The organism is Janthinobacterium sp. AD80 (assembly GCF_002878455.1).
GTDB lineage: Bacteria > Pseudomonadota > Gammaproteobacteria > Burkholderiales > Burkholderiaceae_D > Janthinobacterium.
The window spans coordinates 56,935-68,947 of sequence record NZ_NRDQ01000002.1; the positions used below are offsets into that span (position 1 = coordinate 56,935).

Here is a 12,013-nt window from a genome sequence, read left to right on the forward strand (position 1 = left end):
CTGGGGCGTTGTTGCTTCGCCTCGCCGTACTAGCGTACCGTCTTCGGCTTTGCGCCTAGCCCCAGACATTTTTCAGGCACCATTGGTTTGACGGCGCTTTAAAAAAATCCCGCCACACTGACGTGTGAGCGGGATTTTTTATGGGTGCGCGCTTTGCGTCACGCAGCGTAGCCTTGCGGGTTCTGGTGCTGCCAGCGCCAGTGGTCGCGGCACATGTCGTCGATGTTTTTCTGCGCTTGCCAGCCCAGCAGTTCCTTCGCCTTGTCGGCCGAGGCGTAGCAGCTGGCGATGTCGCCGGGGCGGCGCGGCACGATCTCATACGGCACCTTGCGGCCGCTGGCGGCCTCGAAGGCGCGCACGGTATCGAGCACGCTGTAGCCGTGGCCCGTGCCCAGGTTGACGGTGAAGCCGCCCTCGGTGGAGAACAGGCGATGCAGCGCGGCCACATGGCCCAGGGCCAGGTCAACCACGTGGATGTAGTCGCGCACGCCCGTGCCATCCGGCGTGGGGTAGTCGTTGCCAAAGACGGCCAGGCGTTCGCGCCGGCCGACGGCCACCTGCGCGATGAAAGGCATCAGATTGTTCGGAATGCCGGTCGGATCTTCGCCGATCAAGCCGCTGGCATGCGCGCCGACGGGATTGAAATAGCGCAGCACGCCCACCTGCCACTGCGCATCGGCGTGCACCAGATCGGCCAGTATCTGCTCGACCATCAGCTTCGAGCGGCCGTACGGGTTGGTCACGGACAGGCGCGACGTTTCCACGATGGGCAAGGCTTCCGGATCGCCGTACACGGTCGCAGACGAGCTGAACACAAAGCGCTTCACATTCGCCGCCGCCAGCACTTCCAGCAGCGCGACCGTGCCGGTCACATTGTTGTCCATGTATCTCAATGGCTGGGCCACGGACTCGCCCACCGACTTCAAGCCCGCGAAATGGATCACGGCATCGATGGCGTGCTCGCGCAGGATCGCGGCCATGGCCGCGCGGTCGCGCACATCGGCCGCATAAAACGGCACGCTCGTGCCGGCAATGCGCTCCACGCGCGCCATCGCTTCGCGCGCGCTGTTGCACAGATTGTCGACTGCGACCACGTCAAAGCCGGCGGCCAGCAGTTCCACGCAGGTATGCGAGCCGATGAAACCGGACGCCCCTGTCACGAGTATCTTTTTGGTCATAATGTCAATCAATGCAAAAAAGATAAGACTACCTGAATTCGCCCTGCCTGCCAAGCCGGCACGCCAGACGAATCGCCATTTGGCATAAAAAAAGCCTGCGGCGGGTGGCGGCAGGCTGATGCTGTTGCAATGCGCGGGCCGGCAAGTCGCCGGTGCGCTATGCATTTATTTCTCGACGCCTATTTCTTGATGAACACCAGGTCCCATACGCCATGGCCCAGCTTCAAGCCGCGGTTTTCAAACTTGGTCAGCGGACGGTAAGCCGGCTGCGGCGCATAGCCTTCGGCGCTGTTTTGCAGCTGCGGCTCGGCGCCCAGCACTTCGAGCATTTGCACCGCGTAATCTTCCCAGTCCGTGGCGCAATGCAGATAGCCGCCCGGCGCCAGGCGGTCCGTCAATTGCTTGACGAATGGCGACTGGATCAGCCGGCGCTTGTTATGGCGTGCCTTGTGCCATGGGTCGGGGAAAAACACGTGGATGCCGGCCAGCGAATTGGCGGGAATCATGTGCGTGAGCACTTCCACGGCATCGTGCTGCAGCAAACGCAGATTCGTCAGCGATTCTTCGCCAATCAGCTTCAACAGGCTGCCGACACCCGGCGTATGCACCTCGACGCCGATGAAATCCTTCTCCGGCATGGCCTTGGCGATATGCGCGGTGGTCGCGCCCATGCCAAAACCGATTTCCAGGATGACAGACGCCTTGCGGCCGAACACCTGCTCGAAGTCCGTGGACTCCTTAGCGAAAGGCAACAGGAACTGCGGCCCCAGAGTCTCCAGCGCGCGCGCCTGCGCCACGGACAAGCGCCCCGCGCGGGTCACGAAACTGCGGATGCGGTGTTCGGTCGGATCGTACATCATCGGCCGCGCCGGGCCGTTTGCTGGGGTATCTGAAGACATGGGAATGAAGAATTAAGTAGCCGCGCCGCACAAGGCCAGGCGCCTGGGAAAATGGAGCGGGTGAAGGGAATCGAACCCTCGTCGTAAGCTTGGGAAGCTCGACAAGGAACTCAACAACCATGCGGGCTTGCGGCCCGTTTCTGCTCCGCAAAGGTGACATTATAGCAGCCGCACAAGCGGCCATCTACGCTATGGATTTTACGTTTGTGGAGCGCCTATGGAAGTACAAGATACGAAAACCAACAGAGTATGCACCAATCGGAGATACTGGCGAAGATACCGACGAGGGATTCGTAGGCCTGAGAAAGTGCCCCCTTCACAATTCTCACCCCAAAATAATTAGCATATTAACAATAAAAATACATAAAATAGTGAATTTTTTACATAAATACATGTATTTATTTCGTCCTAAATTGCCTATAATGGCCCGCTATGACATACGACGAATTTCAACGACACATAGGTAAGGCAGGGTTAAAGCTGCATGAGTTCGCCTCGCTCATGAACATGAGCCATGTGTCGATTAGCAATTACAGGAAGAAGGGAGACGTTCCGCGTCACCTATCAATAATTGCTGTTCTCATTGCCGAAATGGTGGAACAGGGCATTGACTATCGAACAATCCTATCCCGAGTCGACATGACACCGAAGAAACCACGCACCCTTGTAGCAGGTAGGTTCGGGGGGAACAAACAAGTAAATTTAGACTTATAAGAGTCTCGCCATGAACATACACTGGCCAGTATTTTAATTTTTGGAGTTGCAATGAAAAATGTTGTAAGCATTGAAGGAACCCCTCTATTCCCTGTTGTCTCGCTGTTTTCTGGTGCCATGGGACTCGATCTCGGCCTGATTGACGCAGGACTACACATAGCGGTATCACAAGACTACGATAAATGGTGTGTCGAAACGATTCGTAAGAATGGCCACGTTGCTGTAGAGGGCGATATCCGAAAATTAGTTGACGCCGACCCAGAATGTAATTTTCTTTTGAACGCAGCGAAGTTGAAAAAAGAGGCCGTTTTTGCTGTGGTTGGCGGCCCACCATGCCAGTCGTTCTCTACGGCAGGTAAGCGCTTGGGTGTAGAAGACGAACGAGGATTGCTTTACAACCAGTTCATTCATGTCATCGAAAAACTCACACCGCGCTTCTTCGTAATGGAGAATGTGAAGGGGTTGGCCTCTATGCCTTCGGATCCAACAGATAAGGATTCACCTCCACTAATTAACCATATCCTAGCTAAATTCAAGGCAATGGGATATCACACTGTGCATGGAGTTCTTGATGCTGTGCATTATGGAACACCACAGTTCAGAGAGCGCCTGGTCATAATCGGAAGTCGAGACAACGAAGCTGTATTTTTACCATCTCCAACTCACTTTCATATGCATCAAAAAGCAGAGATGCGATGGAGAACACTCTTCGACGCCATTGGCGATATTACGGATAGTGGCCCACAAGGAAAGTTCACACCTGCAGTCAACGAATATTTGAAATTGGTGCCGGAGGGTGGAAACTGGCGTTCACTCCCTCCCGCCATGGCAAAACTTGCAATGGGAGGGGCTTACGAGTCCGGCGGTGGAAAAGTAGGCTTCTATCGCCGCTTATCCTATACGGAACCGTCACCGACTCTGGTTACGAGCCCAAACCAGAAAGCGACATTACTTTGTCATCCACGCGAAACCCGGCCCTTGTCGGTTCGTGAATACGCCCGCATTCAACAGTTTCCTGACTCATGGATATTTGAAGGAAAAGTCACGGATTGCTATCGCCAAATTGGCAACGCAGTACCTATCCCGTTAGGGCGTGCTATTGGTCAGATGCTCATCTCAGTAGCACTTGGGAATTCTGAGGTTAGAGTGAAGCGGATGCGAGGTACCTCAGTTCATGACACGATGAGACAAATGTCACAAGCTCTCTCAGGAAAGTAACAACACATAGTTAGCTTTACAATTTCAATCATAAAGATGATAAACTTTATTTTTTCAATTAAAAAGAATACCTATGACTATTAATGCGGTGCTTTTGGAAAATAAGATTGGTGATTTACTAGACATATTTTATGGAAAACGGTCGGCAGCACTTGATGATCTTAAACTAATAAATACACTCAAGAGGAAAAATCCTTATCTCTACCGCGCCGCAGGTGTAGCAGACGCCAGCGAGATCGTGGAAGAGATCCTGAAGGCCCATGTGTCTAGTTCGGACGAAACCTTGTTTGGCAACGAGTTTTTCGAGCCTCTAGCAAAATGGGTAGCTCAACAGGCAAATCCCGTTGAAACGCATACCGTGGCAACTTCAGATGGCGAAGGAGTTGATATTACGATAACAACAGCAAGTTCAATAATGCCTATCGCTGTGAAGTCTGGTGTCAATGTCTTCAATGCTGATAGCAAGAAAAAACAAGGTGAGAATTTCTCTGCTCTCAACAAGCGCTTGCTAAAGCTTGCACTGCACTTCGATCCTGTGGTTGGATATTGTTATGGACGAAAGCAACAATCGTCCAGAAGTAAAGTCAATTTCAGGGAATTGGCTGGACAGGCTTTTTGGGAACTGATTACAGGCGAAAATGACTTTTATCTTCGAATTGTCAGGTTGATGGGCGAAAAACCGATCAAGCATCGACCTGAATTCCAGCAATCCTTTGACCAGGCAAAGAATCGTTTTGCCAAGGAATTTCTTATAGATTTCTCCAACGAAGATGGCTCCATCAACTGGGATAAGCTGCTGGAATTCAACAGTGGTGCAGTGCGCCCTAAGCAGACGAGGAAAAAGAAGGATTCAGCTGTGCCACCGTCTATTCCATTGCGCGCTACCCCTTCAGCTGGCGCCGCTACCGCCTCGGACTGAATCGCCAGTTTTTTAAAGATATGAGGCTCATCAGGTTGAAAGTTCAAAGAAACTTGTAAATCTGGAGTTGCCTCATTTGTGATGTTGCGTCTGAACAGGCAGGAACCCAAGCGTCACGAAAACACAATCGATTCCCCCTACCAATATCTTCGCTTCAAGAACATTGCAAACTGCGTCAAAATGCGTCAAATCGCATGCCCCCTCATCGCCCTGCCGCGCCAGTCCTCATGCGCCTTCGGCCATGGCGCAAATTTGAGTCAAAAGAGCCCTATATAGCGGGCAGGTGTGGAGGGGGGACAACTGCGCGCGCCGGGCCGAAACGGCGCTTTTTCTTGCCTCTAGAGCAATATCATTCGCCGGGACGTGAAAAAGCCGCCTCGTGGGCGGCTTGTGCGGTGGCTGGGGCGCTCCGGCGCGGCTGGACTGTCGCGGCCCTGCCCTGCCCTGCTGGCTAGCGCGGCGTGGCGGTCATCCTGTGCGGCCGGTGCGTGCTTTGGCCGCCAGCTCCTTGTCGAAATCGTCGCGACAATCCACATCGCAGAACAGCAGCGCGGGCGCCAGCGCCTCGTCGCAGTAGTGGCAGCAGCCATGCGCCGCCAAGGCGGGCCGGCCGCGCACGGCGGCCAGGCCGCGCGCCACTTCGGCGAAGATGATCTTGTCGGTATTGTCCACGTGATCGCTCATTGCGCGCCCTCCCCGCCCGTGGCCAGGTCATACGGGGCGAAGCGCACCACTTCCACACCGGCCCACTCGTTGATCGCCATGAACTGCGCCTGCAGCGGCACCAGCTCATTGCGGGCGAAGACGCGCGCGGCCGGCTCGACGGCGCCGAAGCCGCCGGCATTGTTCGGCAGGATGCCCATCAGTTGCGGCGGCACGCGGTGCGCGGCCAGCTGGTCGTCGCGCGTGACGCTCTTGATGTTGAAAAACTCGTCCTTGGCGGCCACGTCCGACACCGGCAGAATCTGGATGCCGTCCTTCTTGCCATTGGGCGCGTACATGAACAGGTTGCGGAAGTTGCCCGGCCCCTTGCTGTCGCGCATGGCCTGGCGCAGGTTATCCACGTCCTGCGTATTCGCTGCGGCGTCCGTCATGTAGAAGACAAAACCGGCGTGCGAACCGTTCTTGTAGTACTTGCGGCGGAACAAGGTAGCCGCCTCGTTGAGCCAGGCCGATTGCAGCGCGCTCAGGTACTGCGGCACGCCGTACAGCTCTTGATTCACGTCCGGCTCCATCAGGTGGAACACGCGCCCCTTGTCGAACTGGTGCACGGCCTGGTAGCCGTTGACGAAAAAATACGTGTCCAGATCGACGCCGCGCCGCATGTACTTGGCCAGGGCGTGCTGGTACGCCAGCGCCTTGCCGCTGCGGCTGGGACGGTCTTCCAGGTAGGCATTGCCGAAGGTCAGATAGTCCAGGGCCATGCGCTTGAAGCCATCGCGCGACAGGTACTTCGTTGGCATCAAGGTCGACGTCAGCACATTGGCCTTGAAGTGGATCGCGCTGCTGTGGTGCACGCCGGCATTGAAGGACTTGGCCAGGCCCGCCAGGTTGACGGGCGGTTCATACCAGTGGCCGTTCTTCCAGCATTCGAAGCAGTCGAGAATGTCGGCGTGCTCGAGCACGGGCGTCGGGTCGCCGAAGGAAAACGCCTCGATGCCTGCGGCGGCCGGCGCCGTGGCAATGGCCGCTGTTGATGGCGTGCTCTCGGCCTGTCGGCCGCGCGCGCGCATGTGTCGTGCTTTGCTCAAGAATAAATCTCCATGAAAGAGTGGTGGTTGTCGGTGGTGCCTTCGAATGGCTCGTGATCGAGGGCGTGCATGCAGGCCCATGCCAGATCGGCGTGGCCGGTTTCGTCGCTGCGACCGGCGACATAGGTCACGTGCCGCCCGCTAGGGGTAAGGGTCTTGTGGATCGCCATGAACGATTGCGCGATGTCGGTCCAGCCGGCGTCAAACTCCAGCCGGCCCTTGCTGATGATGTTTTTGGCTTTTAGCACCATGCGGGTTTTGACTTCGGGCGAGTAGTTCAGCGCCGTGACGGCCGGGAAGAAGCCGCGCACGATCGGCAGCACGCCGATGCCCATGCCGGTGGTGTCGATGCCGATGTATTCGACGTTGTAGCGCTGCGTCATCTGGCGGATGGCGTCGGCGTGGTCTTCAAAGCTCTGCCCGCGCCACTGGTGACGCTCCAGGATGCGAAACTTGCCGCCGGCCGTCATGGGCGGCGCCAGCACCACGCAGCCGGCGCTGTCGCCGTTCAAGGCCGGGTCGTAGCCGATCCACACGGGCCGGTTGCCGAACGGGCGTAGGCCCAGCAACGGCTTGTAGTCGTCCCACTCGACCCAGGAATCGACCATGCAACGTTGCAGCTCGGCCAAGGGGAAGACCGAGGCCGAGTCGTCGATAAAATTGCACATCAGCAGGTTGTCGAACTGGTCGGGGCTGTATTCAAAGTTGCGCAGCTCGTCGATGTCGAACAGGTTGCAGCCGCCGCGCTCCGCGTCCAGGATGGTGACGATCTGGCGCCAGATCTTGTCCTCGCCGGTAAAACCGGACGACAGGCGGCTGTGGCTCACATCGATATTCACCTGGTCCGCCTTGGCGCGGCGCTTGTTGAACAGCTCGCCCGTCCAGAACGGGAAAGCCTGGTGCGTGGTCGAGGATGGCGTCGAGAAATACGTCTTGCGCCATTTCTTGTGAATGGCCATACCCGAGGCCACCTTGTTGAGTTCCTGGAAATTCTGCGTCCAGAAGAATTCATCGAAGTAGAAATTGCCGTGGTAGCCCTGCGCCGTGCGCGCATTGGTGCCCAGGAAGTACAGATGCGCGCCATTCGGCAGCACGATGGGGTCGCCCGTCAGCTCGATGCCGGCCGCCTCGCGCGCGAATTGCACGATGTATTGCTTGAAGACGTGCGCCTGGCTTTTAGAGGCGGACAGGAAGATTTGATTGCGGCCCGTCGCCATCGCGTCGGCCAGCGCCTCGCGGGCGAAGTACCAGGTGGCGCCGATCTGCCGGCTTTTGAGAATGGCGCGCGTGCGCTGATCGCCGTTGCGATACCAGACCTTTTGATAGTCGAAGAGCGAATCCTGGAAGGCGTCGAGTAGCTGGATTTTCTGTTCTTCGCTGAAGTCGTTGCGTGTCGGCTTCTTTTTTGGTGCGGCATTGCGGTTCGCCAGCTTGGGGTTGAGATCAACCTCATTGCCGCCCGGCTGCTCATAGCGGCGCACGCGCGCCATCTGCACGATGGTGCGCGCCAGCAGATCGATTTCCTTGTAGTCGCTGCCGCTCTTGACCTCTTTTTCGATCAGCTTGACCAGGCGCAGCTCGGCCGACGCCTCGACGTGCTCGATGGCCTGCGCCTTGTCCCATTCGTCGCGCGCTTTCCAGCTATTGATGGTGCTGCGCTTTACCCCTAAGTGGCGGGCGATGGACGAAATGCGCCAGCCCTTCCAGTACAGGGCGCGCGCGGCGCGGCGCGGCTCGGATTCGGGCAAGGCCAGTTCGGCGATTTTCTCGTCGGCGGATTGTTCGCTTGTTTTCTCGATTGTCAGCATGCCGCCAGCGTAGGCCGCGCGCGCGCGGAGCGGGGAAAGGCAAAAGTCGCTATGCCCCATAGCAACCCTTAGCACATTGAATCGCAGCGCCAAGACGTTGACCATGGCGTTATCCGATCAACCGAGACACGCCACCATGCCTAAATCCCAATTCTTCCGCGTCGCCACCGAAGGCGCCACCACGGACGGCCGCAACATCGACCGCGCCACCATCGAACAGATCGCCGCTACCTACAACCCGAAGACCTACGGCGCGCGCATCTGGCTGGAACACATTCGCGGCATCCTGCCCGACAGCCAGTTCAAGGCCTACGGCGACGTGATCGCGGTGAAAGCCGAAGAGGTGGACACCGACAGCGGCAAGAAACTGGCCCTGTTCGCGCAAATCGAACCCACGCCGGAACTGGTCGCAATCAACAAGGCAAAACAGAAGCTGTACACCAGCCTGGAAATCCAGCCCGACTTTGCCGACTCGGCGCAGCCCTACCTGGTCGGCCTGGGCGTCACCGACAGCCCTGCCAGCCTGGGCACCGAAGCGCTGAAATTCTCCGCCAGCCGCAAGCAGCAAAGCGCCAACCTGTTTACCTCGGCCGTCGAGGTGACGCTGGAATTTGACGAGCCGCAGGGCATCAAGCTGGCCGACGCCGTGAAAAACCTGCTGTCGCGCTTTTCGAATAAATCCGGCACCGACGCGGCGCAGTTCGCCGACATCAGCGAAGCCGTGCAGGCGCTGGCCGGCCACGTCGTCACCGCCAATGACAACTACACGGGCGCCCTGGCCCGCCTGGAGAAAACCGAAACGGCATTGAAGGCCACCCAGGACGAGCTGGCCACCTTCAAGGCGCAGATGGACGAAGCGCCCGGCAACGGCCCGCGCCGCCCGGCCGCCACCGGCAACGACGGCGCCGTGCAGACCGAGTTTTAAGCGCCCGCGCCATCCACCACCACCCCATTCAACAACGGAGCACCGCACCATGAAAAAGCAAACGCGCCAGGTCTTTGGCCAATACGAAACCCGCCTGGGACAGCTGAACGACACGGACAACGTGGCCAAGACCTTCAGCGTCACGCCCAGCGTGCAGCAAAAGCTGGAAACGAAGATGCAGGAATCGAGCGAGTTCCTGACGAAAGTGAACATCATCGGCGTGACCGAGCAGGAAGGCGAAAAGCTGGGCCTGGGCGTGTCCGGCCCGATTGCCGGCCGCACCAACACCAAGGACAAGGAACGTAAGACACGCGACCTGTCCACCCTGGACGGCACCAAGTACCGCTGCGAACAAACCAACTTCGACACGCATCTGAACTATGCCAAGCTGGACGCCTGGGCCAAGTTCCCCGATTTTCAATCGCGCGTGGCCAATGCCATCCTGACGCGCCAGGCGTTAGATCGCATCGTCATCGGTTTCAATGGCGTGAAAGCCATGGCCGACACCGATCTGGACGCCAATCCGCTGCTGCAGGACGTCAATAAAGGCTGGCTGCAGCACCTGCGCGAACTGGCGCCCGAGCGCGTGCTGGGCCTGGTCGCCAACGGCATGCCGGGCAAGGTCATCATCGGCGACGTGGACGGCGCTGACTATGCCAACCTGGACGCGGCCGTCACCGATGCCGTCAACCTGCTGGACCCGTGGTATCAGGAAGACACCAATCTCGTGGCCATCGTCGGGCGCAAGCTGCTGAACGATAAATACTTCCCGCTGGTCAACACCAAGCAGGCGCCCACGGAAACCCTGGCCGCCGACATCATCATCAGCCAGAAGCGTATCGGCGGCTTGCCGGCGGCGCGCGTGCCCTTCTTCCCGGATAACGCGATCCTGATTACGCGCTTCGACAACCTGTCGATCTACTTCCAGGAAGGCGCTCGCCGCCGCCGCGTCGAGGACGTGCCCAAGCGCGACCGCATTGAGAACTACGAGTCGTCAAACGACGCCTACGTGATCGAAGACCTGGGCCTGGCCGCGCTGGTGGAAAACATCGAGCTGAAAGACAAGTGATGGCGAACCAGTCCCCCGCCCTGCGCCACCGCGCGCGCATGCTGGCCGAGCGCACGGCCGGCGCCGCCGCGCCGCAAGGCGTGACCACCGGCACGGCCTACGAAATGATGCTTTACAAGCTGGCCGATGACCGCCGCCGCCTGAAGTCTATTCAGTCCGTCGAGCGCAAGATCGAGGTCAAGGCCACCTTGCTGCCCGACTATGCGCAGTGGATCGACGGCGTGCTGGCCGGCGGCAAGGGTGCGCAGGATGACGTCTTCGCCACCTTGCTGGTGTGGCACATCGACACGGGCGAGTATGCGCGCGCCCTGGTCATGGCCGAATACGCGCTGGCGCACAAATTCACCCTGCCCGAGACTTACAGTCGCGACATTGCCACCCTGATGCTGGACGAGTTTGCGGAAGGCTATTTGCACGGCAAGCTGGCCGCCGATCCGCAGCACGCGGCCCAGGTGCTGGGCACCGTCGAGCAGCTGACGGCCGCAAGCGACGCACCCGACCAGGCGCGCGCCAAGCTGCACAAGGCTATCGGCCTGGCCATGATCGCCGTGCTGGGTCAGGCCGATGACACGGACATCGCCCCGGCGCTGGTGGCGCAAGCGGAAACGGCCATGGCCCAGCTGAAACGCGCGCGCGCCCTGTCGGAGTCGTGCGGCGTCAAGAAAGATATGGAACGGCTGGAACGGCGCCTCAAGCGCGCGGCCGGTACCACATAAAGAGCATCCCCCGCAGCACGGCGGCACGGGGGGATTCTGGCTAATCCATTTGCCTGATGAACCCCGTCCACCGCCCCATTTTGAAAGCGTCCCGTATGTCCTTCATGGCCCTGCCCCCGTCCATCCCGCCCGGCACCACGCCCGCGCTGTCAGCGCCTGCCGCCGGCATCATCGAGAACGACGGCTGGTTTCCCGATATCGCCCTGGCAGATATGCGCGACGCAATGCGCCTGGACGGCACCGTCACCGACGCGCGCCTGGTGCAAGCCGTGGTCGATGCCATCCTGCAGGTCAACCGCGAGCTGGCCGACTGGCAGGGCAAGCAGGCGGCTGCCGGTATTGCGGCCCTGGTGGACGTGCCGGCCACGCGCATCAACCGCGAGTCCCGCTTGCTGGCGCAGTACCGGCGCGCCGTCTATAGCACGGCGAAAGCCGACCTGATCGAGCGTTACCGCGATTACGACAGCACGGCCACCTCCGTCAGCGACAAGAAAAGCATGGAGTGGCTGGACGAGACGCCCGGCGCGCAGCGGCGCAACGCGCAATGGGCCATCGCCGATATGGTCGGGCGCACGCACCTCACCGTGGAATTGATCTGATGCAGGTGCGTACGCAGCAGCACGACACGGTAGACGCCCTGGTCTGGCGCTATCTGGGCGACGGCGCGGGATACGTCGAGCACACCCTGGAAATCAATCCCGCGCTGGCGCGCCACGGCGCCGTGCTGCCGGCTGGCCTGGTCGTCACCCTGCCCGAACCGGCGCCCAGCACGGGCCAAGCCGCGGATATCGTGCAGCTATGGGATTAACGCAGCAA

At 59.1% G+C, this 12,013-nt stretch carries 12 protein-coding genes; 7 read left to right on the forward strand and 5 right to left on the reverse strand.

Annotated elements, in window-relative coordinates:
- Positions 1-158 precede the first annotated feature (158 nt).
- Positions 159-1,178 carry a UDP-glucose 4-epimerase GalE gene (gene galE, locus JaAD80_RS00505; protein WP_102292419.1) on the reverse strand — a complete coding sequence of 340 codons (1,020 nt, stop codon included), beginning with the start codon at positions 1,176-1,178 and terminating at the stop codon, positions 159-161.
- 179 nt (positions 1,179-1,357) lie between these two features.
- On the reverse strand, positions 1,358-2,038 hold the full coding sequence (gene trmB, locus JaAD80_RS00510) for a tRNA (guanosine(46)-N7)-methyltransferase TrmB (RefSeq protein WP_102292420.1): 681 nt from the start codon (positions 2,036-2,038) through the stop codon (positions 1,358-1,360).
- An 804-nt stretch (positions 2,039-2,842) separates the two neighbouring features.
- Here trmB and JaAD80_RS00520 point away from each other — a divergent pair.
- Positions 2,843-4,009, forward strand: coding sequence for a DNA cytosine methyltransferase (locus JaAD80_RS00520; RefSeq protein ID WP_102292422.1), 1,167 nt, complete (start codon positions 2,843-2,845; stop codon positions 4,007-4,009).
- A gap of 73 nt (positions 4,010-4,082) precedes the next feature.
- Entirely contained in the window at positions 4,083-4,928 is an 846-nt protein-coding gene (locus JaAD80_RS00525) for a PmeII family type II restriction endonuclease (protein ID WP_102292423.1), read from the forward strand.
- A 468-nt stretch (positions 4,929-5,396) separates the two neighbouring features.
- Here JaAD80_RS00525 and JaAD80_RS00530 read toward each other — a convergent pair whose 3' ends face one another.
- The 3 genes from JaAD80_RS00530 to JaAD80_RS00540 are packed head-to-tail and all read right to left on the reverse strand — an operon-like array spanning position 5,397 to position 8,487.
- Positions 5,397-5,612, reverse strand: coding sequence for a hypothetical protein (locus tag JaAD80_RS00530; protein ID WP_102292424.1), 216 nt, complete (start codon positions 5,610-5,612; stop codon positions 5,397-5,399).
- Complete coding sequence (locus tag JaAD80_RS00535; RefSeq protein ID WP_374755211.1) at positions 5,609-6,679, reverse strand: phage portal protein; 1,071 nt, start codon at positions 6,677-6,679, stop codon at positions 5,609-5,611. Before JaAD80_RS00535 ends, JaAD80_RS00530 begins: the two co-directional genes overlap by 4 nt.
- Positions 6,676-8,487 carry a terminase ATPase subunit family protein gene (locus JaAD80_RS00540; RefSeq protein WP_102292463.1) on the reverse strand — a complete coding sequence of 604 codons (1,812 nt, stop codon included), beginning with the start codon at positions 8,485-8,487 and terminating at the stop codon, positions 6,676-6,678. The genes JaAD80_RS00535 and JaAD80_RS00540 overlap by 4 nt, the downstream gene beginning before the upstream one ends.
- A gap of 136 nt (positions 8,488-8,623) precedes the next feature.
- On the opposite strand from JaAD80_RS00540, the gene JaAD80_RS00545 reads away from it, so the two are divergent.
- The 5 genes from JaAD80_RS00545 to JaAD80_RS00565 all read left to right on the forward strand — a co-directional run bounded on the left by JaAD80_RS00545 (position 8,624) and on the right by JaAD80_RS00565 (position 12,005).
- Positions 8,624-9,412 carry a GPO family capsid scaffolding protein gene (locus JaAD80_RS00545; RefSeq protein ID WP_102292426.1) on the forward strand — a complete coding sequence of 263 codons (789 nt, stop codon included), beginning with the start codon at positions 8,624-8,626 and terminating at the stop codon, positions 9,410-9,412.
- Between the two features lie 49 nt (positions 9,413-9,461).
- Positions 9,462-10,481: a phage major capsid protein, P2 family gene (locus tag JaAD80_RS00550; protein WP_071078979.1), complete on the forward strand. Its 1,020-nt coding sequence runs from the start codon at positions 9,462-9,464 to the stop codon at positions 10,479-10,481.
- A complete protein-coding gene (gpM, locus tag JaAD80_RS00555) occupies positions 10,481-11,197 on the forward strand; it encodes a phage terminase small subunit (RefSeq protein WP_102292427.1) in 717 nt (238 codons plus the stop codon). The genes JaAD80_RS00550 and gpM overlap by 1 nt, the downstream gene beginning before the upstream one ends.
- Positions 11,198-11,292: 95 nt before the next feature.
- Positions 11,293-11,796, forward strand: coding sequence for a head completion/stabilization protein (locus tag JaAD80_RS00560; protein ID WP_102292428.1), 504 nt, complete (start codon positions 11,293-11,295; stop codon positions 11,794-11,796).
- Positions 11,796-12,005 carry a tail protein X gene (locus JaAD80_RS00565; RefSeq protein WP_102292429.1) on the forward strand — a complete coding sequence of 70 codons (210 nt, stop codon included), beginning with the start codon at positions 11,796-11,798 and terminating at the stop codon, positions 12,003-12,005. The genes JaAD80_RS00560 and JaAD80_RS00565 overlap by 1 nt, the downstream gene beginning before the upstream one ends.
- Positions 12,006-12,013 lie beyond the last annotated feature (8 nt).

Bases quoted from the DNA above. Each gene is read 5' to 3' on its own strand.
- JaAD80_RS00525 (WP_102292423.1), top strand. From the start codon at position 4,083: ATGACTATTAATGCGGTGCTTTTGGAAAATAAGATTGGTGATTTACTA.
- gpM (WP_102292427.1), top strand. From the start codon at position 10,481: ATGGCGAACCAGTCCCCCGCCCTGCGCCACCGCGCGCGCATGCTGGCC.
- JaAD80_RS00545 (WP_102292426.1), top strand. From the start codon at position 8,624: ATGCCTAAATCCCAATTCTTCCGCGTCGCCACCGAAGGCGCCACCACG.
- JaAD80_RS00520 (WP_102292422.1), top strand. From the start codon at position 2,843: ATGAAAAATGTTGTAAGCATTGAAGGAACCCCTCTATTCCCTGTTGTC.
- JaAD80_RS00550 (WP_071078979.1), top strand. From the start codon at position 9,462: ATGAAAAAGCAAACGCGCCAGGTCTTTGGCCAATACGAAACCCGCCTG.
- galE (WP_102292419.1), bottom strand. From the start codon at position 1,178: ATGACCAAAAAGATACTCGTGACAGGGGCGTCCGGTTTCATCGGCTCG.
- trmB (WP_102292420.1), bottom strand. From the start codon at position 2,038: ATGATGTACGATCCGACCGAACACCGCATCCGCAGTTTCGTGACCCGC.
- JaAD80_RS00560 (WP_102292428.1), top strand. From the start codon at position 11,293: ATGTCCTTCATGGCCCTGCCCCCGTCCATCCCGCCCGGCACCACGCCC.
- JaAD80_RS00540 (WP_102292463.1), bottom strand. From the start codon at position 8,487: ATGCTGACAATCGAGAAAACAAGCGAACAATCCGCCGACGAGAAAATC.
- JaAD80_RS00530 (WP_102292424.1), bottom strand. From the start codon at position 5,612: ATGAGCGATCACGTGGACAATACCGACAAGATCATCTTCGCCGAAGTG.
- JaAD80_RS00565 (WP_102292429.1), top strand. From the start codon at position 11,796: ATGCAGGTGCGTACGCAGCAGCACGACACGGTAGACGCCCTGGTCTGG.